The organism is Flavobacterium sp. (assembly GCF_052437795.1).
Taxonomy (GTDB): Bacteria; Bacteroidota; Bacteroidia; order Flavobacteriales; family Flavobacteriaceae; genus Flavobacterium.
Genome location: NZ_JBQVPA010000004.1, coordinates 207,501 through 231,909, shown reverse-complemented (window position 1 = coordinate 231,909; position 24,409 = coordinate 207,501). Strand labels below are relative to the sequence as shown.

The following is a 24,409-nucleotide window of genomic DNA, read 5'->3' as shown; positions in this document are numbered from 1 at the left end:
TCCTTAAAAATCATCTCCGTTGTTGCTGCGGCCGGTGTTGGGAGTGTCCCTGTCCTGGCGGTCATCTTCATAGTAGTCGCTGGAAGAGGCATCACGTCTCTCTTCCTCATGGAAACCACGCCCTGCGCCACGCTGCATCTGGTCATTATGATCCCAGTCGTTGCCTTTGGTGCCATTATTAGACGAGCTCCCTTCTGTGCGCTGCTCTTCTTTCCAGTTTTCTTCATCCTCGTTAAAGGTTCGGGAATTCATATCGCGGCTTTCAGCGCTATCGCTATTATCCCTTGCCCAACTTGTATCATCGTTGTCGCTCCTCATATTGCGGGAGTCCTCAGGCCAGGTTTCATTGCTTCTGCTGCCTGCATTACGGGACTCTTCAGCAGTAGTATCCCAATCGTCCATGCCGTTGCTACGGTTACCCATACGTAGGTCATTTTCATTACCAGGGTTGCCAGAGTTATGATTCCTGTTGCGGTTTTGGTCATCGCGGCTGTTCCAGTCACGACCATCGTTGTTGTCTGTTTGCATAGTATTATAGTTTGGATGTTAATATTCTTTCTTATGCGCTGCCGTTTTGCCCTCTTGTATCTTCTGAGGTGTTTTAGTGGCAGCGGTTTTTTTGGAAGCACCCTTTTCCGCTTCAGCAAAATTGTCCTTCAACTCTTTGGAGTCCTGCTTGTGCAGTGGTGTGCCGCTTGATGATTTTGGTGCCGGTGTCTGTTTGTCTGATGCCATGACGTTATTGTTTTGAGGTTACGATACAAAGTTCGCGATACCATTTCCAGATTGTCTCCCAATTAACACGCCGTTGGTGCGAAAAGACTGGCACACAAAAAATTATGCTTTAAAAACCCCTGTGTTCTCTGGATGTTTAAGATGAAGCTATCGGGCGGCGGTTGATAAGTTTAACAAACAATTCACGCAAAACATAATGTAAAGATCAGGCTGAGTAATTAATTTAGTGAGAGCTTAATAGGTGAATACTGAATAAAATAAACCACAAACATCATGGCGACCAATAACTGGACAATAGACCCTGCACACTCTGAATTGGAATTTAAAATAAGGCATCTTGTGATCTCGACCATTACCGGGAAGTTCAGGATATTCTCAGGAACAATGGTAACGGCCCGGCATGATGATTTCGGAAACGCAATATTTACGCTGGAGGCTGATGTTTACAGTATCGACACCAATAACCGTGACAGGGATGAGCACCTGAAGTCGCCTGACTTTTTTAATGCTGATGCTTTCCCTAAAATTGAATTTAAGTCAACGTCATTCGTTCATGTTGAAGGTGATGAACATAAGTTGACAGGCCTTCTTACCATAAAGGGCATTACTAAAGAAGTGGTGCTTGATGTGCTTTTCGGCGGCGAGGCAAAGGATGGCTTTGGTATCAGCCGTGCCGGGTTTGAGATTAACGGTGTGATCAACCGTAATGATTTTGATATCCATTCGGCCGATGTGACCGAAGCCGGGGGACTGGTTTTGGGAGAGGATATCAGGCTGCATGCCAATATCCAGTTTACTAATGATAGTGAATAATTTAGCCACGAATTACACCAATTATTTTTTCACCAATACTCTATAGTATTTACAATGGGAAAGGGATCAATGAAATTGGTGTAATTCGGCGCTAACTGTTTTAATTATTCGCCCACATGGGTATTTCCCCTGTGCTTATCATCGGCCTGCTCACGTCCTTTTTCTGTATCAGAATTGAAATCACGGTTTTCTGCAGTTTCAATGTCTTCGGCTTCGTTGGCAGTGCCGCGGCTTTTATCCACAACACGTCCGTCATCGCGGGTAGTCTTATCATTATCGCTTACGTGGGGCGCATTCTTTTCATCAACGTCCCGTGCGCGCTGAACGGTCTCAATACCGCCTTCTTCATTTTTTTCCAACTCCATTTTAAGCTTGTCAGCCGAAGGGTCGTAATTGTTCGGCAGGTTATCGCCGCTAAAGCCTTCGTTCCTGTCGCTTTTCTTTTCCTGATCGTTGATCTTTTTCGAACCCAGGTCTTTTGGATCGTCTGTTCCTCCGTTACTCATGGCAATTATTTTAGGTTATCTGAAATTGATGATGAAGTTATAGTGTGATGTTACAAGGTCGTTTACCGTTCGTTCCAAAGATTGCTCAAGGTCGGTGTAGCCCTCCTTCAATTTACCCTCCGACGTAAAATAATCCGGAAGCTTATAGGTTACCAGTTTGTCGCCATCCATATAAATGTCATTTACGGTAAAAGCAACTGTATAACGGTTCTCATAAAATGTTATTTTCATGCTGTATCGTATCCTGTGGCTGTGGGTCTCTCCCCTGTCCCTGTAAAAAAAGGCATCGCGTTTGTATGCGCTTACCGTAAGCGAATTTGCGGTTACATCAGTTACATCAGCGCCTTTTTCACGCTGGTTGGCTTTTGTAGCCCACGCCTTTGTGATCTCGATGAGTTTCTCGTTAGGCGTAGCAGGAATAGAAACATCTATGGCGTCAAAACCGTTAGGGTTCAGTTCCATTTTTGGCGGTTGCGCCAAAGCGGCTGCCGACAGGAATAAAAATATCAGCCGGTACATATCAGGCTTTTTTAAGGGCTTTCTCAAACTCGTCCTTTATCATGCCTGTAGACACTAAAAAAGGTTTTTTGGTGATAGTAACGTTGATATTGTCACCATCAATGGTATAGCTGCCCGCAAAGCTGCCCACGGGCGTTTCGCCCTCAAAGTTGCCCTGCTGCTCGTCTCCGGCAACTTTGCCTTTGTCGCCGACAGTATTTTTTATTTTGTTTAATAGCTGGGATTTATCCCCAGGATAGCTTACTGTAAATTGTCCCATGACGTATCATTTTTATGTTAGATACGTAAATTTAACAGATCCCTTCCCCATAAGTGTTTAGCTTATGTTAAACGTTGTCAGGGCCGAATTAAAAATCCGCCTTTGATCCTGTCAAAAACAATGTCGGGATCATCAAACAAAGTATCTATTACCTTTTGATCGATCAGATATTGCGGTGTACCCTGAATGGTTAGCTTCCCATTCATTACAATGATCTCATCGCTCATCTGGAGTGCCAGGTCGAGGTCGTGTGTAGAGTAGAGTATGCATTTTCCGGCGTTGGCAGCCAGCTCTTTCAGCAAACGCAGGAGGTTTACCTTATGCAGCAGGTCAAGGTGCGTGGTAGGCTCATCGAGAATGATGAGTGGTGTGTCCTGTGCCAGTGCACGTGCGATCAAAACTTTTTGGAATTGCCCGTCGCTGATCTCATGATGCTTTTTATCCGAAAGGTGCCCGATCTGGGTAAGCTGCAATGCTTTTTGTACCTGCGCCAGATCTTCACCAGACAATGACCCCAGCCAATTGGTATACGGCTGCCTGCCCAGCGCTACCAGCTCGAACACGGTAAGGTTGCTGGGCGGAAGGCCCTCGGTCAATACGATGCTGAGGTTTTTCGCGAGTTCCTTAGGCTGATAGGAGAATAGGTCCTTACCATTGAGCAAAACGCTTCCTGATAAGGGTCGCTGAATGCCGGTCAATGTGCGCAGCAATGTCGATTTCCCAATGCCATTTGCCCCAATGAGTGCGGTAAGGCTGCCTTCCTTTAAATATATGTCAATGCCTTTCGCAATTGTAGCGATCACTTTCCCCGCATAGCCTATGCCCAGGTTTTCTGTTGCCAGTATGGTTCTCCTGTTCTCCATCAGCTGAATACTCCTTTCTGTTTTCGCATCAGCAGCCATACTACGATCGGCGCGCCAATGATGGATGTTATCGCGTTTATGGGCAATATATTTTCGCTGCCGGGCAGTTGGGTAAACGTATCGCAGACCAGCAGTATTATTGCCCCCGAAAGCATGGTGGCCCAAAACAGCACTAAGTGGCTGCTGGTACGGAAGGCCAGCTTGGCAATGTGCGGCACGACCAAACCTATAAACGCTATTGGCCCTGCAAATGCCGTTATACATCCCGTTAGTAAGCTTGCTGCCAGTATGATCATGAAACGCGTGCGTTTAAAGTTAATACCGAGGCTTCTGGCATAACGCTCACCTAGCAATAAGGCATCCAATGGCTTGATGCAGACAGCGGATAAGATAAGACCTGTAACCACAACTATTCCCATTATAAGGATCGTGTTCCATGGCAGGTTGCCCAGGCTGCCCAGGGACCAAAATGTATATTTCTGCAATTGCTCGGCGGTGCTGAAATAAGTAAGCACACCCACGATCGCACCTGTAAAGCTGGAGAACATCAGCCCGATAATGAGTATGGCCATTGTATCGCGCAGGCGCTGGGCTACCACAAGTATGCCCATTAATACTAAAAAACTGCCCAATGTGGCTGCAAGCACTACGCCATACGGCGAAAGGAAGAAGCCTGCCATGACGCCCGGCAACAGCCCCGAACCAAGGATAACGAAAGCAACCCCCAAACTCGCTCCCGAGGATAGCCCGAGTACATCGGGCCCTGCAAGCGGGTTGCGGAAAAGCGTCTGCATCAAAAGCCCGCTTACAGATAGCCCCATACCTGTAAGCAATGCCGTAACAGCTTTCGGAAAACGGTAATTAAGTATAATATAGTCCCATGCGGGCTTGGAGGCATTGCCACCAGTAAGGGTTTCAAACACTTCGCCCAGGGGTATCTTTACCGCGCCGAGGCTGATATTGGCTAAAAAGAGGAACACCAGGACAATGCCCAGCAATGTAAAAACAGCTATGTTCCGCTTTTTGTTTTGCATTATTTCAGCCTTTCAAAGAATTGAAGTTGATAGCCCGGCATTAGTTCGGGGTGCAGGATCGCGATCAGGTCCTTCAATACAAAGTCGGGCCTGTTATTAGCAAGCTCATAGTAAATGATCCCACCCGTTTTTCCTTTTTTATTCGAAGAAGAATATACCTGCTTGTTTTTGAATGCTTTGAATTGTGCGTAATGCGGGTTGGCATCCGTCATTTCTTTCAGTGACGTGTACTGGCTCGGGCCGATCCAAACATCGGCATTCTCAGCCCTGTCAAGAACCGTTTCCAGCGAAAGGCTCAGGCTTCCTGTCCCTTCACTGTCTGCCCATAGGTAATTGGCCCCGGCATCCCTCAGGAAGAGTGCCCCCCAGCTTCCGCCCTGGGGCATGTACCATTGGTTTTGGAATATAGCGCCGCAAAACACCGTGGGTTTGGCTGTGGCTTTTTTTACCAAAGCAAGCGCGGCATTATAATCATTTTCAATTTGTGCGAACAGTTCATCGGCTTTGGCTTCCTTGTCATACAGCGCTCCGAAGAATTTTATCCATTCCGCCTTACCCAGCGGCGACTGCTCGTTCCAGTCTCCGTTGTACAGTACTTTCATGCCACTTTGCATCAGGTTGTCCATCGTTTTGTTATGGCTGCTGATGCTGAAGCCTACCAACGCATCGGGATTAAGGTCGAGCAATACTTCGGTATTCAGCTGTTCATTCTTTCCAACTTCCTTTACTTTCCCGGCATCAATGCGTGTCCTCGTTTTTTCGGAGGAAATAAAATTCATATCGGGGAAGCCTGCCAGCGTGTTTTCCTCTCCCAGCATTTCCAGCGACGGAATGTGGGTAGTGGAGGTAACTACCACATTTTTAATAGGTACCTGGATGATCGTATGGCTTTTCAGGCTGTCAGGGACAATGCCGTTCTTCTTTTGCATTACATAGGTAAACGCCTCTTTTGCATCGGGCCATGGATGGGTTACTTTTACTATCGTGTAGCCGTCGTGCCTGTAAATTTCCAGCCCTGAGGCATGCTTTACAGCGTTGGTAACTGTTTTGCTTTCGGTTGCAGTTGCCGCCTTCGTTGTATTTTCCTCTTTGCATCCGGCGAGAGCCAGGGCAAGGAGAAATGCTATGCAAAATATTTTTTTCATGAAATTGATGATTGCCGCAAAGGTAGGGAAATGTTTCATTGCCACGGATCGACAAACTTTTCGTGGTGTACTCGATAAAGCGGCACGCCTAAAAAAATAAAATTTATTTGTATATAAATCCTATCTTTGCGCCAACTTAAGGTTGCGGCGCATTTTCGGCGTGCCGCATTAAAAGGGAACCGGGTTAAAATCCCGGGCTGTTCCCGCAACTGTAAGCTTATTCCGATAGCATCGGAAGGCTGTTGTTAACTACAAACCACTGCTCGCCTTGGCGAGTGGGAAGGTAAGCAACAGTACGCAAGCCAGGAGACCTGCCTTAGGCCTAACAAATATCGGATCTTCGGGAAAAAAGGTTCAGGGATTTATGGCTTATAAAAAGATCATTTTACCGTTCGTATTACTATTGTGCCACCTTATGCTGGCGCAAAACGATACTGTTTACCAGTTGCAGGAAGTTATAGTTCCCGATATGCAGTTGCGTGACTTTTCGGGTACGCAGTCGACCCAAAGCCTTAACGATTCCGTTACTGGCAAAAGTATGTCGTCGCTTACCTCACTGTTGCAATACAATACTGTGATCTATTTTAAGGAGAATGGGCTGGGGATGGTGTCTTCGCCGTCCTTTCGTGGTACGACAGCGCAGCAAACGGCCGTAATTTGGAACGGCATTAATATCAATTCACAATTAAACGGGCAAACGGATTTCAATATTATCAATGCCCGCTACTTCAACACTGTTACCGTGAGGGCAGGAGGGGGGAGCGTCATTTACGGCAGCAGTGCCATTGGCGGCAGCATCCACTTAGATAGTGAACTGACTTTCGGCAATACCTTTCGGAATGAATTGCGCATGGACTATGGCAGCTTCAATACGTTCGGGGCCAATTACAACCTGAAGGCATCAAATGAGAGACTGAGTGCTGATGTAAGCATCAGCCGTAACAGTTCTGATAACGACTACGATTACCCGGGCTGGGACATGAAGAACGAGAACGGCCAGTACTATAACACCAGTATAAATGCCGCTTTTGCCTACAGGATCAATGAGAAAAATTACCTGAAGCTGTACAGCTATGCATATGATGGCGAGAGGCATTTTTCGGGCACATTGGCAGCACCTTCGCGGAGCAAGTACGATGATACGAATACCCGTAATTTGCTGGAATGGACGGGCTACTACAACCGGTTTACCTCACGGGTTAAGGCCGCTTACCTCCAGGAGGAATACCTGTATTACGAAAACCATGAGAAGGAAAATCACACTGATGGCAAGGTGAAAACATTCATAGGTAAATATGATCTGGCTTATGATGTTTCGGATAATATAAAGCTCAATGCCATTGTAGACTATACCCAAAATGATGGTGAAGGCTCCGACATCGTATCTGAAAAGAGGAACATCGGTTCGGGCAGCCTTTTGATGAAGCATCAGCTGGCACAGAAAATACACTACGAACTGGGCATCCGCAAGGAGATCACCAATGCCTACCAAAGCCCGTTGCTGTTCTCGGCAGGTACAGCTATTGAAGCTGCTTCTTTTTACACTATTAAACTAAACGCCTCCCGCAATTTCAGGATACCCACTTTTAATGACCTGTACTGGCAGGGTACAGGAAATCCCAACCTGGATCCGGAAAGCTCGTACCAGGCGGAACTTGGCAATGTGTTCCATTTTGATGATCTCACTTTTACTGTTACAGGCTATTACATCAAACTGCAGGATATGCTGCGTTGGGTGCCCTCAACAGGAGGGATCTGGAGGCCCGAAAATGTAGATAAGGTGAACACTTACGGCCTTGAATCCATCCTGAACTGGAAGAAGAAAATTGGCGTAGGGCAGTTGGAGTTCAACGGTACGTATGCCTATACCACATCGCGCGAGGATGGCAAGACCGAGCAGCTTATTTATGTGCCGCTGCATAAGGCAACAGCATCACTGGCTTATGGGTATAAAGGCTTTTCCGGATATTACCGCCACATGTTCAATGGCGAGGTTTTTACGAGCTCTGATAATGCGTACGACCTTGATGCTTATAATGTTTCGGGCATTGGAGCCGAATATGATCTCAAACTATTGTCGGGCCTTGCCCTTGGTGCACAGGTGAACAATCTTTGGAACGAAGAATATCAAAACGTGATCATGCGTCCAATGCCGGGACGCTACTATAATATGTACCTTAATTTTAAATTTTAATATACAATGAAGATCAACAAACTAATCCTTACAGCGATCGCAGGCTCGCTTCTTTTCGTGTCCTGTAGCGACGACGATTCTGACAGCAATACGCCATCAGGAGCTTATGACAATGGTATGCTCATCATCAACCAGGGCAATTTCGGGCAGGGCAACTCTACCGTTTCTTTCCTTTCCGATGATCTGGTGCTTGAGAACAATATTTTCGCAGCGGTCAATCCCGGCCACATACTTGGCGATACTGCTCAGGACATCGCCTTTAAAGGTGACCTGGCTTATATTGTCCTGAATTTTTCAAACAAGATCGAGATCGTAAACCGTTATACTTTCGCTCACGTAGGCACTATCAACCAGGGGCTGGATAACCCAAGGTATATTGCCATTCACAATAACAAAGCATTCGTTACCAATTGGGGTGATGGCGGTGTTGAAACCGATGACTATGTTGCTGTGATTAACCTTTCTACTAATGCAGTAACTTCTGAGATCGCTGTAACTGAAGGCCCGGAGCGCATACTTGAAGAAGATGGCAAGCTTTACGTTTCGCACAAAGGTGGTTACGGCTACGGAAATAGCATTACGGTGATCAACGGGTCATCTAACGCCGTTATTACTACTATCGCTGTAGGCGATGTGCCTAACATGATGGAAGAGGAAGATGGCAAGCTTTACGTTATGTGCGAAGGAAAGCCGTCATGGGCGCCAACGGCTGAAACACCGGGCAGCCTTGTGGTGATCAACCTGTCTAATAATACGGTAACTTCTACATTGCCTTTTACAGGCACAAGCCACCCTTCTAACCTTGTGATCGAGGACGACAAGATCTATTTTACCGAAGGTTCGGATATTTATACTATGGCTAAAAACGCTACTACACTTCCATCAGCACCACTATTCACAACAACTGAACAGGGCGTTTATGGCGTATCGGCCTTTGCTGTGGAAGAAAACCACATTTATGTAGGTGACGCTACCGACTTCAACTCAAACGGCAAAGTATATGTATACTCGCTGGCAGGAGCGCTTCAAAATACCTTTACAGTGGGAATAACTCCGGCAGGATTTTACTTCAACGATTAAGTTCGATCATCAATTATCATAAATGAAAAAGAGGTTGCCTGAAAAGGCAACCTCTTTTTTTTGACCTCACCCCGATCCTTCTCCAAAAGAGTAGGGAGCCAGGGAAGAAATAATGCACTACATTTATCTGAAGCTCTTTAAGGTATCGGCTGCAAAGCCGCAGAACCCGCAGGCATCTCATCGATGTACATTTCGGTGCCAAAGCGGAGTATGTTTTTTGAGTCCTTAAAATTCTTATGCTTTTTAGAAGGAGACCACATTGGCCTTCCGTTACCGGTAATATCTCCAATGGCAGCGGCAAACAATGGTTCAGCAGGATCGCCTATCACGCCCAGGTTGCCATAGTCCTCGATCAATTCTAAAGTTGGGGTGATCCCGGCGCTGTAATCGCCAAAGTCGTCTGCATTGATCGTTTTCAGTACGATAGGCTGCATGGCATAGCGGTGGCTTCCGTCGCGCCCGCTCCTTCCGAAATCGGGAGAGTCATATAGCGTTACCGAGCCCACGTTCTTACCTGTAGTTGTATCGCCTATAACCACCACATCAATATACGGCTTGAGGCAGTTGATGACCAGTTCGCTTGCCGATGCTGTAGATCGGGATGTGAGGATGTATACTTTGTTAAGGTTCAGGCTGTTGATGGATGTACCACCCGATAGCTGGTTGGTGAACAGGTTGCGTAATGCCTCGGGGTTATTATCTTCATAATAGTCCTGTAGCTTGCTGTTCCATTGCTGCTTTGCGAACAGCTCGCCGTTAAATTGTCCGGTTATCATGCTGGCAAGGTAGGTAGCCGTGCGTACAGACCCTCCCGAATTGTAGCGTAGGTCAAGCACAAGGTCGGTAACATTTTGCGAAGAAAGCTGCCCGAAAGCCGCATTCAGGTCAGGATCGTAATTGCTATAAAATCCGTTGTACATAAAGTAACCTATCCTATGGTTGTCCACTTGCGTGACCTGAACGTTATATACAGGATTTTCCGCATATTCGCTTTTTATGAGCGTTACCGTAGTCCCTGTTGGCGTGATCGTGCCGTTATTGTATGTAGCAAGGTTTAGTGTGTAAGTATCGGCGCCAAGCAGGCTGCGGTAGTTGTCGGGTGTCAGAGGTGTATCGTTCACGCCATAAAAAATATCACCTCTCTGCACGCCTTTTGCGGCAGCATCGGTATTGGGCAATACGTAGCGCACATAGCCGAAAACAGCTGTTTGGGTAGCATCGGTATATACAAGGCCGAATTCCATGCCGTTGCTTTTTGATACGCCCTGCAATGCATTTTCCAGCACACGGAAATCGGGTACCAATACACTCCAGCGGTCAACAGTGCCGCGCTGGTAAAGCAGGCTTTCAAAAAGGGCTTCCGGGCTGGAAAATCCTTCGAGGTAGGAATTAAGCTGCCCCTGGTCGGCAAAGCGCTCATCGGACAGGTCCGGCACATCGGCCTGCCACAGGTAATACAGGTTAAGGCCTTTCCATATAAAGTCGTGCACGGGTACGGCATTATCGTCCATGTCTTCGCAGGCCGTGAAGGCGAGCATGCCCACAAGGAGCGAAGCCATTAGTGATCTCATCTTTTTCATTTAGCTCTTTTTTATAAAACGTAAATTTAAATAATTTTGATATAGGTTGTAACAAAAGTTATGCCTGTTCGTCTTCCTTTTATAAACTAATAACAAACCACCATCAGTAATGGATCAGAAAGAGTTCATAAAAGTGATCTCTCCGTTTAAGGACCGGCTGTACCGGCTGGCGAAACGGCTGCTCGTTAGTAACGAGGAGGCCGAGGACGCTACGCAGGAGGTGCTTGTCAAGCTGTGGAATAATAAAGCGAAGCTGGAAAGCTACTCGAGCGTTGAAGCCCTTGCAATGACAATGACCAAGAACTACTGCCTGGACCAGCTGAAGTCTAAAAGGGCAACCGAGATGCGGATAGTGCACAGCAACTATACCGACAGGCAGGCAGGACTGCAGCAACAGGCAGAGGACAGGGACAGCTGGGAATGGGCAGAGAAAATAATGCTTACACTCCCGGAACAGCAAAAGCTGATATTACAGATGAGGGATATTGAACAGTATGAGTTTGAAGAGATAGCCAAAATAATGGATATGAACGAGACCGCCGTAAGGGTGGCGCTGTCCAGGGCAAGGAAGACGATGAGGGAGCAACTTTTAAAAACACACAGTTATGGAACTACGAACAATTGAAATACTACTGGAGAAATATTTTGACGCAGAAACCAGTATTGCTGAAGAAAAACAGCTGCAGCTGTACTTTTCTTCACCGGATGTGGCGCCACATTTGGAGCAGTACAGGTCCATGTTCGGGTATTTTGCCCAGGCCGGCACACAGCAATTTGACAAGCCGCTGCCACTAAAGGCCAAAAGGAATTACAGGCCATTGATATCGGTTGCGGCAAGTGTTGTTGTAATGCTGGGCATGTTTACCTTTTTTAATAATGAAGGGCAGCCTTCACAAAGCGAGCTCGGTACTTATGATGACCCTGAGGTAGCCTTCAGGGAAACGCAGAAAGCGCTGAACATGCTCTCCAAAAATGTAAATGTGGGTGTGGAAAGCGTGAATTACATAGGAGAATACGAAAGATCAAGAAAAACAATTTTTAAAGAATAATCATCATGAAAAAGTTTATAATTACAGCAGTACTGGCAGCAATGCCTTTTGTAACCTTCGCACAAACCAAGGCATTCGACAAGTTCCAGGATGTAGAGGGCATATCATCAATGACCGTGAACAAGGAGATGTTCGAAATGCTGGGCGAAGTGAAGGTTTCTGACGATAAAAAGACCCAGGGCTACCTCGATATGGCAGAGAACATAGAAGGCCTGAAGGTATTTACAACAAAGGAAAAGAAACATAAGGACGCGTTGAGGGCAACGGTAGCCGAATATGTAAAGAAGAGTCCGCTTACCGAGCTGATGAGCGTTAACCAGGACGGCCAAAAAGTGAAGATCTATGCCATACAGGGCAAAACAGAATCTATAATAAAGGAGGGCCTGATATATGTTGAAGGCGCTGAAGGCAAGGAGATGGTAGTGGTATCCTTTACCGGTACACTGGACCTGGCCGACATCGAGGGACTTAAAAAGTAAGCCCCATCCGTCCCCAAAACACCAAAAACAAAAGAAATAAAAATGAAGACCATGAAAAACCTGATAATTGCTTTAGTATTTGCCATAATGCCTACCATATTTTATGCACAGGTAACCACCTTTGACAAATTTGAGGATAAGGCGGGCATTGAAAGTGTGATCGTGAACAAAAAGATGTTCCAGCTAATGTCGCAGGTAAAGGCTACCGGCAACGATAAAGCGAACTACCAGCAGTACATTGACCTTATCAAAAAGCTGGACAACCTCAAAGTTTTCCGTACGGCTAATGGCAAGTACAGTGCTGACATGAAGGCTACCGTTGATGCCTACCTGAAGAAAAACCCATTGGAAGAGCTGATGCGAATTAATGAAGGTGGCAGGAACATCAAGATCTATGTGAAGTCGGGCACTACGGCCTCTCAGGTACGGGAACTCCTGATGTTCATGGACGGCGGCAAGCAGGAAACGGTTATCATGTCGCTTACAGGTAATTTTGACATTAGCGAAATATCATTGCTTACAGACAAAATGAGCCTGCCCGGCGGAACCGAACTTAAGAAAGCTTCAAAAACTAAAAAATAAGAACCATGAAACGCATACTGTTAGCCGGATTTGCAATGCTGCTGCTGGCCTCCTGCTCTAATGAGCCTACTTTGCAAAAGTATTATGTCGAGAAAGGTGCGGCACCGGGATTTGTAAGCCTTGACGTTGCCCCAACACTGATCGATACTAAAACTATCAAACTATCCCCGGAAGAAGCAACGGCATTAAAGTCATTGCATAAGTTCAATGTCCTGGTGTATAAGACCGATAGCCTCGATGTGAGTCATGCGAAGTATAACAAGGAAAAAGATGCCGTGAAGTCGCTGGTGAAAAAGGAGTATGAAGAGCTGATAAAAATAAATGACGGCAAGAGCGGCGCATCCATCAGTACCAAGGGCGAAGGTGAGCATATAGAGGAGTTTGTGGTGTTCCTGCACAATGAGGATAACGGTTTTGGCGTAGTGCGTGTAATGGGTGAGGACATGACCCCGAACAACATACTTACCATTGCCGGGCTGCTGCAAAAGGCACCTGTAGGCAATCTGGACCAGCTTAAGCCGCTACAGGAATTAATGACAAAGAAATAGGTTTGTTTAGGTTAGTAGGATCCCCCGTGAGTTTTGGCTTGCGGGGGATTTTTTAGTTAATACGGAAAATCCTGGATCTTAGTGCTGTCCAGCGCTACCCAGCCTTGTTCGCGCTCCACATATTTAACATCGAACTTTTCTGAAAATACTGTCTTGTATTTGCCGTTACGGCGCTCTTTGAGGTGCTCCATGGTGTAGTGCATGGTCACGGTGTCGTTTTTGATTTCCACAGTTGAGGTAAGATGGCAGGCTAACATTGCCCTTCGGCCCGGCTGGCACCAACTTGTCCATATGTAACTGCAAATTCCCTGGCCTTGTGAGCCAAATCCTTTAATCAAATGCATATAGGATGAACAGTGGCCTGAGCCGGTACCACAAGTTGTAATACTGAAATAACCCTCCTCATGCCTGTTAAGGGTATCGTAGTGCGTATCCCAACAGCAGAAATGCACCCCGCCATAAAATGGCTCTGCCTGTAATACTCTTCCATTCGGATCATATTCAATAAGTACAAGTACAGAAAATCGGTCGGGATGGATGACATCCGGCAGGCAGGCCAGGTAGTTGCCATTATCCATGCGGTAATATTTACCAAGTGTGTCGTTAACAGCGATCTCATGAAGGTTGAGGTCTAATGTGTCACGCTGCCCGGGTTCAATATCGTATGCCAGATCGTATTTTGCCTGCGAAAGTAATTTGATGGCTTCTTCTTTATACACAAAGCCTGAATCTGCTTTTGCTATAGAATAAACATTTTTAGCCTTAGAAAAATTACTTTTTGGAGTGGTAAAACTAAATAGGACTGCCAAGAGAAATATCCCGGCAACGATGGTTTTCATATTGGATGATTTTGCGATAAATGTAATTAAAAGATCATCCCGAAATCAAAAGCCTAAAAAATTATTTCTTCCAATATTTTATAGGGAACAGCAGCATCCCGAAGCACTCCCCGTGCTCTTTGTCAAGATGTTTGTGATGCATTTTGTGGGCCCGGCGAACGGCTTTGCCATAGCGGCTCGTAGCACTGCGAAATATCTTAAACCGCTGGTGGATGAAAATATCATGCACAAGGAAATACGTAAGACCATACGCAAATATTCCAAGCCCGATCGCTAATCCTATTTGAAGGATATCATACTGCCAGAGCAAAAAGAACCCAATGCTTATCACGGCGTAGAATATGAAAAATGTATCGTTCCGCTCAAACCAGGAGTCGTGGTCCTTACGGTGATGGTCTTTATGTAATGACCAAAGAAAGCCGTGCATAACATACTTATGCGTAAACCACGCCATAAATTCCATCATGCCAAAAGTTAGTAAGAACACTAAGAGGTATATCCACCACATAATTGTAAATTTATAATAGATTAAAACGGTAATTCACATAACAGCGTGCCAGTAGCCCCATTTTTTGGTAATTCGGTACGCGGATGCGCGTGTTCTTTATTTCAAGCGGTGGTGTGTTCTTCAGCTTCTTTAGCAATGTACGATAGTAAACATACGCAGTATACACACCAAATTTTGCCTCAGCGGGTAGCTGCAGAATACCCAGGTAACCTTCGTGCAGATCAGCCTCTATCTCCTCAACGATGGCGCGCTTGGTTTCATCGTTCATCTCGTTGAGGTTGAGGGTAGGGAAGTAATTGCGTTCGAGCCCTTCCATGTCGGCCTTAAGATCGCGCAGAAAGTTGATCTTCTGGAAAGCCGAACCGAGCCGCATTGCCGGGGCCTTCAACACTTCGTAACTCGCATTGTCATTGTCGGTAAAGACTTTCAGGCACATCAGGCCTACCACATCGGCACTGCCATAAATGTATTGGTTATATTCGGCAAACGTAGCATAATCTTTTTTGATCAGATCTTGCTTCATGCTTGCCATGAACGCATCGATAAGGCTTTTATCGATATTGTATTTGTACACCGTATGCTGAAAAGCATTCAGCACCGGGTTGAGGCTTATCTTATCATTTAGGGCATTTTCAAGGTCGGTCTCAAATCGCCTGAACAACAGTTCTTTGTCGTAATCATGGAACGAATCCACAATCTCGTCGGCAAGCCTCACAAAGCCGTAAATGTTATAAATATCCCTGCGGATGCGCGGCGACAGCATTTTTACCGCCAATGAGAACGAGGTGCTGTAGGCGCGGGTAATGTTCCTGCTGCAATCGTACGATATAGTATCAAAGATCGATTTCATAGACTGGGTATTTCAGTTGGTTTGTTGTTTTTCGAATGCTTTGCGACAAGTCCTGCCACAAGCTTTCCCGATATGAGTGCTGGCGGCACGCCCGGCCCCGGCACGGTAAGTTGTCCTGTAAAATACAGGTTTTTCACTTTGCTGCTTTTCAGTTTCGGACGCAGGAATGCGGTTTGCAGGAGCGTGTTAGCTAATCCGTAAGCATTGCCTTTGTAGGAATTGTATTCCCTCACAAAATCATTTACACAGAAAGATTCCTTAAACAGGATATGACTTTGTACTTCCTGCTGTGTCAGCTTTTCAAAACGGGTTATTATTTTTTCAAAGTATCGTTCCCTCAATTCCGGGGTATCTTCCAGTCCCGGGGCAAGCGGTATCAGGAAAATGCCGGCTTCCTTTCCGTCAGGTGCCGCCTCTTTATCGGTCTTTGACGGAAAACTCGCATAGAAGAGTGGTTCTTCCGGCCATCTTGGGTTGTCGTAAATGTCCTTGGCATGCACGTCAAAGTCTGTATCAAAGAACAGTGTATGGTGTTCCACATTTTGTATCTTCTTATCAAACCCTACATAAAACAGCAGCGATGACGGGGCAAAAGTGCGTTTCTCCCAATATCTCTCAGAATAGGCGCGGTATCGTTTTTCGAGAAGTGTCTCGGTATGATGGTAATCGGCGCCGCTCACAATAATGTCAGCATCGATATTTTTGCCATTCACGATCAGGTGCGTTGCTTTGCCCTCTTCAACGCCTATTTTTTCAATGTTGGCATTAGTAATTATTGTAACCCCCAGATCTTTAGCCAGAGTTTCCATCGATCGTATCACACTGTACATCCCGCCTTTGGGGTGCCACGTGCCAAGGCCGAAGTCGGCATAATTCATAAAATTGTAGAATGAAGGCGTGTCGCTTGGTTTTGCGCCAAGGAACAGCACAGGGAATTCCAGCACCTGTACCAGTTTTTTATTTTTAAAGCGTTTACGGATGTCTTTGGAGATATTCCCGAAAAACTGCCCCATCTTTAGCATGGTCTGGGGTGTGACAAGTTCCATAGGCGATTCGCCGGGACGGTACACCAGGTCTTTTATCGCAACGTCGTAATTGCTCCTGGCTTCGTCGATGAATTCGCGTAGCTCGCTGCCGCTGCCTTTTTCAATAGCTTCAAAAGTATTGGCGATCTCGTCAAGGTTATCGGCAATGGTTATAAGGTCCTTTTCGGCAAAGTAAACACTATAAGCGGGGGATAGCTTTTCCAGCTCATAATAATCGGAGGGCTTTTTTCCAAAATCGGCAAAGAAACGCTCAAACACATCGGGCATCCAGTACCAGGTCGGCCCGATGTCGAAGGTAAAGCTATCTCTTTCCAACTGACGAGCCCGTCCGCCTATGGTGGCATTCTTTTCGTAAACGGTAACGTCATGGCCCTGCTGCGCGAGGTAGCAGGCCGCGGCAAGCGACGAAAATCCGGAACCGATCATTTTGACGTTTTTACTCATTTACTATGTATAGGGTTTCTGTAAAGGCATTCATAGAATCATATAGCCTAATATTTCCGCTTAGCGAACTCTCGTGTATGTATTGCGTATTTCGCCCGAAAACGAGTAGCTGTGTATGGCCATCATTAAGTACTTTCTCCTTTAATTCCTTTACGTAACTGTTTATATTGTCTATTGTTGGCGCTACGGTAATGTAGGTAATAAAAGTGATGTTGTCAAAATAATTTTTCATGTCGGCAATGTTGCTCACGGGTACGCTTTCGCCAAGATAAATAGCTTTATATCCATTGGACTGAAGCTCATAATTAATGAACATGAGGCCCAGTTCATGTATTTCCTCATGCGGCAGATATAGAACATAAGTACGGCCGTCCCTGGCATTATCAGCCGGAAGCTTCTCGGTTTCAGAAGCCAGCTTCTGCTTTATGAGATAGCTTATGAAATGCTCATGGGCAGGGGTAATGGTGTTGGTCTGCCACAGTGTGCCGATCTCATCCAGCAACGGGATGAAGCAATCATAGAATATTTCCCTGAACGATTTTTTATTTATGAGGGAATCATAGGTTTTCAGGAACAGTTGTGTGTCAAAATTCATCATGGCCAGCTTGAAGTTATTTACCACATGGCCATTAAGGCTTTTTACCCCCAATACTTCCTTTACCATTTTCGGGATCTCGTCATCGGCTATCTTTGCCAAATGCGATATTTTGTATCCAAATGAATTCAAGGTGCTTATATTAAGTATCCTTTGCAGGCTGGCCACATCATAGTAACGGATATTGCTTTCCGTACGCAGAGGCTGCAGTATGCTGTACCGCTTCTCCCATATCCTTATCGTATGTGCCTTTATGCCCGACAGATTTTCGAGATCTTTTATTGTGAAAACATTTTTTATATTGTTCATTCTTTTTAAATAAACGTTAAACAAAAGTAGCTTTATTATGGGAGTTCTCAGGTTAAAGCATCGTTAAATCTTAAAATTAAATATTTAAGATCTGAATAAAACAGGTTTAAGATTACTTTATGGATTTCTCCTAATATATACATTTGGCTATTATTAAAAAGACGCGGCATCTTTAATGCCACAGTTTTGCGATCCACGACGTTAATTTTTTCGTTCTCGTTAGTTTTACGTTGCGCTAACGTTACATTTTGGCAGATAAGGTAACTTTATGCTAACCCTCTCATAACTAAAGTTTTTTTTGTCGAAATAATGTGTACCTTTGCGGCTTCAAAAAAATACGTATGACACCCATTAGAAACATTGCGATCATTGCCCACGTTGACCACGGTAAGACAACACTGGTTGACAAGATCATGTACCACTGCCAGCTGTTCCGTGAGAACGAGAATACAGGCGACCTTATCCTGGACAACAACGACCTTGAGCGCGAAAGGGGTATTACCATTACGTCGAAGAACGTTTCGGTAACCTATAAAGGCACAAAGATCAACATCATTGATACCCCGGGCCACGCCGACTTCGGTGGCGAAGTTGAGCGCGTGCTCAACATGGCAGATGGTGTATTGCTGCTTGTAGATGCTTTTGAAGGCCCAATGCCGCAAACACGTTTCGTATTGCAAAAAGCCATCGACCTTGGCCTTAAGCCATGCGTAGTCATCAATAAAGTAGATAAAGAGAACTGTACTCCTGAAGAGGTGCACGAAAAAGTGTTCGACCTGATGTTCGAGCTTGGCGCTGAAGAGTGGCAACTTGATTTCCCAACCGTATACGGTTCGGCCAAACAAAACTGGATGTCAGAAGATTTCAGGAACAAAACAGAAAATATTGAGCCGCTTCTGGACATGGTACTTGCACATGTACCCGCGCCTAAAGTTTCCGAAGGCACGCCGCAAATGCTTATTACATCACTTGACTTTTCAGCCTTTACAGGACGTATTGCTATCGGCCGTTTAGAGAGAGGTGTTTTAAGGGAAAACATGCCGATCTCTCTTGTAAAGAGGGACGGAACTGTAATGAAGTCAAGGATCAAGGAACTACACACATTTGAAGGCCTTGGCCGTAAAAAAGTTCAGGAAGTAGTTGCCGGGGACATCTGTGCTATTATTGGCGTGGAAGGTTTCGAGATCGGTGATACAATTGCCGACTTTGAAAATCCTGAAGCACTACAAACCATTGCTATCGATGAGCCAACTATGAGTATGTTGTTCACGATCAATGATTCACCATTTTTTGGTAAAGAAGGTAAATTTGTTACCTCACGCCACATCAGGGACCGCCTGAACAAAGAATTGGAAAAAAACCTTGCGATGAAGCTCGGTGAAACCGACTCTGCTGATAAATTCATGGTTTTTGGCCGTGGTGTACTTCACTTGTCAGTCCTTATCGAAACGATGAGGAGGGAAGGCTATGAACTACAGATCGGGCAGCCGCAGGTTATCATCAAGGAGATCGACGGCGTGAAATGCGAACCTATCGAAGAGCTTACTATCGACCTGCCGGAACATCTTTCAGGCCGTGCGGTAGAGTTCGTTTCTATCCGCAAGGGTGAAATGCTTTCGATGGAAGGTAAAGGCGAGCGTATGATCGTGAAGTTCAACATCCCGTCAAGGGGTATCATAGGACTAAGGAACCAATTGCTTACCGCTACAGCGGGTGAGGCTATCATGTCGCACCGTTACATTGGCTATGAGCCATACAAAGGCGAGATACCGGGACGTAACAATGGTTCACTGATCTCTATGGAGAATGGTAAAGCTATCCCATATTCTATCGATAAATTACAGGACCGCGGTAAATTCTTCGTTAATGCTAACGATGAAATTTATGAAGGCCAGGTTATTGGTGAGAACAGCCGTAGTGACGATATGACGGTTAACGTAACCAAGATGAAGAAGCAATCTAACGTACGTTCGTCAGGAAATGACGAAAAAGCGAGGATCATACCACCGATCATTTTCTCCCTTGAGGAAGCATTAGAGTACATCCAGAAAGATGAGTACGTAGAGGTTACGCCTAAGAGCCTTCGTGTACGTAAGATCTACCTTACGGAGAACGACAGGAAGCGTTATAAATTCTAGTTGACGGTTATTGGTTGATAGTTGTCGGCCTAATCGCAACGAATACATATAGAACCGGACTTGATAGAGTCCGGTTTTTTTTGTGCGGTGCAGTCATTGTGAGGAAGAATGAAGAATCGAGCTTTATGAGGAACGATAGGCCACAGCTTTACTGTCAGGCTGCATCCCCCCCCCCCCTCTTCGTTGTATCCTTCCGTTGCACTACGAGGATGCCGCTGCCGTCGTGGGCTAAGGGCGAGTTGGGCCTGGTGTTTAGATTATTACTGGCCCGAGCTTGGAGCCCTACGACCGCAAGGCTACTTTAGCATATAGTATTTTAGATCTAAAAAGGCGTAGTTGCAACTAAATGCAGAGGTGATTTCAGAGTATAATCGTAGTTCAGGTAAACCATTGGTCTACTGCATTTCTGGATCTATTCGTAAATATAATCCGATTCGCTCTCTAATACATCATTACGGTAATCAAGCCTCTTTATCGGAAGTCCTTCGTCATTAAATGTATATATGTATTCTAATACTGTCTCACCATGATTTTCTCTAATAAGATATTTATCAGCAGCATACGTTTTGGCAACCCCTGCAAGGCTCATTGCCCTTAATGCAATATTCGGCATATAGTCACCGGCTCCGGCATCAAGCCCTAGCAGAGAGGTATCATGTGCAGTGTCATAATCAAATGTCACAGGGCTTCCGTTTAACAGCATCGAAACAGGGTTTGTTCCTTCATATATAAGTTCAGAGGTATCACCAAATTCTCCAACCTGCTTGTATACCAGTCCGTTACTGTTAATAAAATAAACTGACCCGGGCGCATCGAAAGGATTTGTGCTTTGCACAGTAACGGTACTGTCAGGATTATATGTGTAAGAAATATTGTTATGCTGTGCTTCCCCGTTATCAGCGAAAATGGCGATCCCCGATATTCTTCCCTGGTTATCATACGTATAATTTGCACTCGACAAAAGAAGAGTTGTATCCATTCCGTAGTAACTGATATTTGATGCAAGTGTGCCATTTTCATTATATGTATACTCTATGTGACTTAACATCGGTATCATGTTTGGGGCATACATTGCAGAGGCAACTATCCTGCCTTCAGAATATTCCGATTCATATCGTAATGAAACTGTATTATCGATATAGGTCTGCCGTATAATTTTTATAAGAGAGGACTCATTGTTCGTGTCCTGTGTAGAACCAGTATCTTCATCGGAGCAGGAAGAAAAGGAAAATGCGATCAATAGGAAAAGGAATAGATGTTTTTTCATAGCATAGTTGTTAAACATAAAAGTAAGAAAATAGCGGTAATACTTTTAAGTTTTCCAAAATAAGTTGTTGCTCCTGCCAATAGTTATAAAAACATGGCAGCAGGGTGGTAAATAAACCCAAGGCGATTCTTGAAAGTTGAAGAACGGGTAGCCTAGGTTTATCACCCAAAGCCTGATGATGAAATGTCAAAACACTACTTTTCCTTACCCTATAAATTCTTCTCTCAATTCCCATATATTTGCCATCAACCAAAACAAACACAAAACCTATGTCAACAGACCTCTACGGCATCCGCATCCTGAAAAAGGAGCCGGACCAAAAGAAGATCACCATGAAAGTGATCGTGGTATATTATGATGTGGCCTACGAAAGCCACGAACCCCTTCCTACGGATAAGAGCATGTTCCTGCGTGTGCTGTGGGACCGCGATGCTTACATTGCGACAAAAATATCGATGGACGAGTTCCTCGATGAAGATTGGGTGAATGCAAATGCCTACAAGTACATCGACCAAATAAAGCAGCTTAACACTAGGAACCATCCGCTTAAGGATTATACAGGCTACCATGACTTCTATTACGGTGACGGCCCTTGGAAAGACGAGGAAAAACTCGTGCAGGCCGATTATGAAGTGTACGTACACGATGCCCGCCTTTTCGAGCACCTGGAGGTAGGGCAGTCCTGGGGGACAACAAGCTACCAAACCGTTTCCTACGTACATCCGGGGGTGGCAGCACCTTTTATGCCGAATTTTGATTCGCAAGTCGCCCGTTTGGAGCCATTCCCCGGTATTGAACAGGGCACTGAGGTACTTGTATTTACTAAAGATGCATCGAAACTCATTGCTTCCAGTTCAGAGAACGAGATCGTGTGCTATGATACCGCTACCTGGCAGGAGCTTTGGAGGCAGAAGTTCGAGGATATGTTCGGCGACATGAAGATCGACGACGAACAGGGCATCGTATGGATCACGCGCTATAATAAAATTGCAGGCGTGGTAGATATTGCCACAGGAGCCCTTTCGGATAAAATACCAAAAACGGCAGCACGCGGCTTTTCGCGTACCGGAAAATATGCGGTAGAGTATGGGGAAGATGACCTCCTCGACTTTGGCGACGGCCGCAGCATTGAGCAGCCCGGCTGTGTGGAGGCCTTTTCCTTTTCAGCAGATGATAAGTTGGTTGCCATGGGTGGCGGCTCGTACCATTTTGTGGACATCTGGAATACTGAAACGTTAGAGCGCGTCCACACCATTAATACTGCCCTGCGCACCAGCAGGCTGGCTTTTAGCCCCGATGCAAAGTATATTACAGTAGTGTCTTTCGACAAGCTCACGGTGTACGAAGTGGCTACAGGAAAGCTGCTGATGAACAACATCAAGACTGACAGCACTTCTTTCGGGATGCCGGTATGGTCGCCCGACGGGAAATACTTTGCCATTAATCATTATAACTACTTCGGTTATGACGGATATACAGGCATTTATAAAATAGGGATGTGAATTTGGAAATAACAAAATGTCACGTCGAGCGCAGTCGGAATGTGACATTTTGTTGATCTATAAAAAATAAAACCCCTCCCCAATGGCAATAGGGGAAGGGCCTAAGTATAAAAAAATCAGAAGTTTATTTTGATTATCCGTGGTCGTAGCTAAGTATGCGGGCTATTTTCCATTTCCCGTCCTTCAGCAGGAATACGTGGGTAAATTTGGCCTGCCCTGCCAGTGCTTCTTTGCCTTTCTCGGTAACATAGAACCGGTGTTCGCCTGTAAGTATCGCACCATAGCCTTCCAGCGGATATACTTTTAAAGTCCCGGGTACGGTTTCGCGGCGAATTTTCCAACCCGGCGTGCTGCACAGGTTCTGTTTTGTGCGGGCGATCATTTCGTCGCGGGTGTTGGTCATGCCGCCTTTGTCGTGGTAAAATTCCAGGTCTTCGGTAAAGAATTCCCTAAAAGCTTCGATGTTGCAGGTGTTGTAGGCCTCAAAAACCTCTTTGTCGAGAGCGAGTATCTTAGTTTCAAGATCTTTTTGGCTTGTAGGATAAGCGGGGTCCTTTTGGCTGTAGCCAATGGACGAAAGGCATAGCAGGGCAGCCAGGAATAAATGTTTCATGGTTCGTGATGTGATCGATGATCGTTGATGATTAAAAGGAACGCGGATCACATGCATGCAAAGATCTTTTCTGATCAATTTGCCTAAAGGTCTACAGTAATGTCGTCTGATGCGCGTCCCGGCGTTTTTTACTCCTGACCCACAGATCCCCCTGAAGAGGTTTCTTTATTCAGGTTAGAGGGAGTCGATACATAACTGATGCTGGCGCCGCTCGATGCATCTGCGGTAAGGCTCTCTGTAGCATTTATAACGGTTGTACTGCCGCTCGATGCTTTTGCCGTTACTTTTCGTGCTGTTAGTTCCCTTGCAGTAAGTGTACTTCCGCTTCCTGAGTCTGTAGTAAGGCTTTCTGCTTTGCCGGTCACTTTAAGGCTGCTGCCACTTCCTGACTCTAATGTCGCATTTTTAGCCTCAATGGCTACGGTCATGCTGCTGCCGCTGCCGGAAGTGAGTATGATAGAGTCTGCTTTGAGCGTATTCCTGCTGGAAACGGCACATCCGCTACCGGACTCGATACTTTCAATTTTAGGAAGCCTTACGATCACCTTTTTGGAGGTCGCATTGCCAATGTTCACATCCGATCTTATCTCCAATTCGCCATTCTTAACCTCTGTCAGTATGTGCTGCTGGAGATTGCTGTCGGCCTCAACCGTTACGGCATACCCGTTGCCTTGCTCTATGATCACTTCGAGGCCTGTCCCTGCTGATATTTTAGTGAAATTGCCTAGCAGTTTACGCTCTTTGGTCACAACATTGCCGTCACCATCTATTTTTTTAAAGTCCAGGTTACAGGAAAATAACAGTAGTGAAGCTACAACGGTAATTATGGCTTTTGTCACGTGTACAATAACTTTGATCATGGTGGTTGGATTTTTGTTTGTTATTGGTATGCCGCGCGGCACAGTAAAGTTA

At 45.6% G+C, this 24,409-nt stretch carries 27 protein-coding genes and 1 riboswitch; of the genes, 10 read left to right on the top strand and 17 right to left on the bottom strand.

From position 1 onward, the window contains the following. Window positions 1-3: 3 nt before the first annotated feature. Complete coding sequence (locus ACT6R0_RS13825; RefSeq protein WP_444654235.1) at window positions 4-528, bottom strand: hypothetical protein; 525 nt, start codon at window positions 526-528, stop codon at window positions 4-6. Window positions 529-546: 18 nt separating this feature from the next. Continuing rightward, entirely contained in the window at window positions 547-735 is a 189-nt protein-coding gene (locus ACT6R0_RS13820; RefSeq protein ID WP_444654236.1) for a hypothetical protein, read from the bottom strand. Between the two features lie 273 nt (window positions 736-1,008). Here ACT6R0_RS13820 and ACT6R0_RS13815 point away from each other — a divergent pair, with 273 nt between their 5' ends. After that, complete coding sequence (locus tag ACT6R0_RS13815) at window positions 1,009-1,548, top strand: YceI family protein (protein ID WP_444654237.1); 540 nt, start codon at window positions 1,009-1,011, stop codon at window positions 1,546-1,548. A 104-nt stretch (window positions 1,549-1,652) separates the two neighbouring features. Here ACT6R0_RS13815 and ACT6R0_RS13810 read toward each other — a convergent pair whose 3' ends face one another. The 6 genes from ACT6R0_RS13810 to ACT6R0_RS13785 form a co-directional block, all read right to left on the bottom strand. Continuing rightward, complete coding sequence (locus ACT6R0_RS13810) at window positions 1,653-2,054, bottom strand: hypothetical protein (RefSeq protein WP_444654238.1); 402 nt, start codon at window positions 2,052-2,054, stop codon at window positions 1,653-1,655. Between the two features lie 15 nt (window positions 2,055-2,069). Next, window positions 2,070-2,573: a hypothetical protein gene (locus ACT6R0_RS13805; protein ID WP_444654239.1), complete on the bottom strand. Its 504-nt coding sequence runs from the start codon at window positions 2,571-2,573 to the stop codon at window positions 2,070-2,072. Between the two features lies 1 nt (window position 2,574). Further along, window positions 2,575-2,832 carry a hypothetical protein gene (locus ACT6R0_RS13800; RefSeq protein ID WP_444654240.1) on the bottom strand — a complete coding sequence of 86 codons (258 nt, stop codon included), beginning with the start codon at window positions 2,830-2,832 and terminating at the stop codon, window positions 2,575-2,577. Window positions 2,833-2,909: 77 nt separating this feature from the next. After that, window positions 2,910-3,695 (bottom strand): ABC transporter ATP-binding protein, encoded by a 786-nt coding sequence (locus ACT6R0_RS13795; protein WP_444654241.1) that lies wholly within the window; start codon window positions 3,693-3,695, stop codon window positions 2,910-2,912. Continuing rightward, window positions 3,695-4,729, bottom strand: a complete 1,035-nt coding sequence (locus ACT6R0_RS13790) for a FecCD family ABC transporter permease (RefSeq protein WP_444654242.1) — start codon at window positions 4,727-4,729, stop codon at window positions 3,695-3,697. Before ACT6R0_RS13790 ends, ACT6R0_RS13795 begins: the two co-directional genes overlap by 1 nt. Next, window positions 4,729-5,874 (bottom strand): ABC transporter substrate-binding protein, encoded by a 1,146-nt coding sequence (locus ACT6R0_RS13785; protein WP_444654243.1) that lies wholly within the window; start codon window positions 5,872-5,874, stop codon window positions 4,729-4,731. The genes ACT6R0_RS13790 and ACT6R0_RS13785 overlap by 1 nt, the downstream gene beginning before the upstream one ends. A 122-nt stretch (window positions 5,875-5,996) precedes the next feature. Further along, window positions 5,997-6,207, top strand: a riboswitch (cobalamin riboswitch). 31 nt (window positions 6,208-6,238) lie between these two features. Between ACT6R0_RS13785 and ACT6R0_RS13780 the strand changes: the two genes are divergently transcribed. Beyond that, window positions 6,239-8,068: a TonB-dependent receptor plug domain-containing protein gene (locus ACT6R0_RS13780; RefSeq protein WP_444654244.1), complete on the top strand. Its 1,830-nt coding sequence runs from the start codon at window positions 6,239-6,241 to the stop codon at window positions 8,066-8,068. A gap of 6 nt (window positions 8,069-8,074) precedes the next feature. Then, complete coding sequence (locus tag ACT6R0_RS13775; RefSeq protein ID WP_444654245.1) at window positions 8,075-9,148, top strand: YncE family protein; 1,074 nt, start codon at window positions 8,075-8,077, stop codon at window positions 9,146-9,148. 137 nt (window positions 9,149-9,285) lie between these two features. Here ACT6R0_RS13775 and ACT6R0_RS13770 read toward each other — a convergent pair whose 3' ends face one another. Beyond that, the gene (locus ACT6R0_RS13770) at window positions 9,286-10,728 is read right to left on the bottom strand and encodes a S41 family peptidase (protein WP_444654246.1); all 1,443 of its coding nucleotides are present in this window, start codon (window positions 10,726-10,728) and stop codon (window positions 9,286-9,288) included. Between the two features lie 109 nt (window positions 10,729-10,837). Here ACT6R0_RS13770 and ACT6R0_RS13765 point away from each other — a divergent pair, with 109 nt between their 5' ends. Genes ACT6R0_RS13765 through ACT6R0_RS13745 form a run of 5 tightly spaced genes read left to right on the top strand, consistent with a single transcriptional unit; the run spans window position 10,838 to window position 13,386 of the window. After that, the gene (locus ACT6R0_RS13765; protein ID WP_444654247.1) at window positions 10,838-11,353 is read left to right on the top strand and encodes an RNA polymerase sigma factor; all 516 of its coding nucleotides are present in this window, start codon (window positions 10,838-10,840) and stop codon (window positions 11,351-11,353) included. Further along, a complete protein-coding gene (locus ACT6R0_RS13760) occupies window positions 11,334-11,777 on the top strand; it encodes a hypothetical protein (protein ID WP_444654249.1) in 444 nt (147 codons plus the stop codon). Before ACT6R0_RS13765 ends, ACT6R0_RS13760 begins: the two co-directional genes overlap by 20 nt. 5 nt (window positions 11,778-11,782) lie before the next feature. Beyond that, window positions 11,783-12,256 carry a DUF4252 domain-containing protein gene (locus tag ACT6R0_RS13755; RefSeq protein WP_444654250.1) on the top strand — a complete coding sequence of 158 codons (474 nt, stop codon included), beginning with the start codon at window positions 11,783-11,785 and terminating at the stop codon, window positions 12,254-12,256. Window positions 12,257-12,307: 51 nt separating this feature from the next. Further along, a complete protein-coding gene (locus tag ACT6R0_RS13750) occupies window positions 12,308-12,838 on the top strand; it encodes a DUF4252 domain-containing protein (RefSeq protein ID WP_444654251.1) in 531 nt (176 codons plus the stop codon). 5 nt (window positions 12,839-12,843) lie between these two features. Then, window positions 12,844-13,386, top strand: coding sequence for a DUF4252 domain-containing protein (locus ACT6R0_RS13745; RefSeq protein ID WP_444654253.1), 543 nt, complete (start codon window positions 12,844-12,846; stop codon window positions 13,384-13,386). 56 nt (window positions 13,387-13,442) lie between these two features. Here ACT6R0_RS13745 and ACT6R0_RS13740 read toward each other — a convergent pair whose 3' ends face one another. From ACT6R0_RS13740 to ACT6R0_RS13720, 5 genes are all read right to left on the bottom strand, one after another. After that, on the bottom strand, window positions 13,443-14,225 hold the full coding sequence (locus ACT6R0_RS13740; RefSeq protein WP_444654254.1) for a hypothetical protein: 783 nt from the start codon (window positions 14,223-14,225) through the stop codon (window positions 13,443-13,445). Window positions 14,226-14,286: 61 nt separating this feature from the next. Then, on the bottom strand, window positions 14,287-14,733 hold the full coding sequence (locus tag ACT6R0_RS13735; protein WP_444654255.1) for a sterol desaturase family protein: 447 nt from the start codon (window positions 14,731-14,733) through the stop codon (window positions 14,287-14,289). Between the two features lie 10 nt (window positions 14,734-14,743). Beyond that, window positions 14,744-15,583, bottom strand: a complete 840-nt coding sequence (locus tag ACT6R0_RS13730) for a phytoene/squalene synthase family protein (RefSeq protein WP_444654256.1) — start codon at window positions 15,581-15,583, stop codon at window positions 14,744-14,746. After that, window positions 15,580-17,073 carry a phytoene desaturase family protein gene (locus tag ACT6R0_RS13725; protein WP_444654257.1) on the bottom strand — a complete coding sequence of 498 codons (1,494 nt, stop codon included), beginning with the start codon at window positions 17,071-17,073 and terminating at the stop codon, window positions 15,580-15,582. Before ACT6R0_RS13725 ends, ACT6R0_RS13730 begins: the two co-directional genes overlap by 4 nt. Continuing rightward, on the bottom strand, window positions 17,066-17,977 hold the full coding sequence (locus tag ACT6R0_RS13720; protein ID WP_444654259.1) for a MerR family transcriptional regulator: 912 nt from the start codon (window positions 17,975-17,977) through the stop codon (window positions 17,066-17,068). The genes ACT6R0_RS13725 and ACT6R0_RS13720 overlap by 8 nt, the downstream gene beginning before the upstream one ends. A 341-nt stretch (window positions 17,978-18,318) precedes the next feature. Here ACT6R0_RS13720 and typA point away from each other — a divergent pair, with 341 nt between their 5' ends. Beyond that, window positions 18,319-20,115 carry a translational GTPase TypA gene (gene typA / locus ACT6R0_RS13715; protein ID WP_444654260.1) on the top strand — a complete coding sequence of 599 codons (1,797 nt, stop codon included), beginning with the start codon at window positions 18,319-18,321 and terminating at the stop codon, window positions 20,113-20,115. 412 nt (window positions 20,116-20,527) lie between these two features. Here typA and ACT6R0_RS13710 read toward each other — a convergent pair whose 3' ends face one another. After that, window positions 20,528-21,382 carry a hypothetical protein gene (locus ACT6R0_RS13710; RefSeq protein WP_444654261.1) on the bottom strand — a complete coding sequence of 285 codons (855 nt, stop codon included), beginning with the start codon at window positions 21,380-21,382 and terminating at the stop codon, window positions 20,528-20,530. A 269-nt stretch (window positions 21,383-21,651) separates the two neighbouring features. On the opposite strand from ACT6R0_RS13710, the gene ACT6R0_RS13705 reads away from it, so the two are divergent. Beyond that, complete coding sequence (locus ACT6R0_RS13705; protein WP_444654262.1) at window positions 21,652-22,884, top strand: WD40 repeat domain-containing protein; 1,233 nt, start codon at window positions 21,652-21,654, stop codon at window positions 22,882-22,884. Between the two features lie 133 nt (window positions 22,885-23,017). On the opposite strand, the gene ACT6R0_RS13700 is transcribed toward ACT6R0_RS13705, so the two are convergent. Further along, a complete protein-coding gene (locus tag ACT6R0_RS13700) occupies window positions 23,018-23,497 on the bottom strand; it encodes a nuclear transport factor 2 family protein (RefSeq protein WP_444654263.1) in 480 nt (159 codons plus the stop codon). Window positions 23,498-23,625: 128 nt separating this feature from the next. Next, complete coding sequence (locus ACT6R0_RS13695; protein ID WP_444654264.1) at window positions 23,626-24,357, bottom strand: head GIN domain-containing protein; 732 nt, start codon at window positions 24,355-24,357, stop codon at window positions 23,626-23,628. Between the last annotated feature and the right edge of the window lie 52 nt (window positions 24,358-24,409).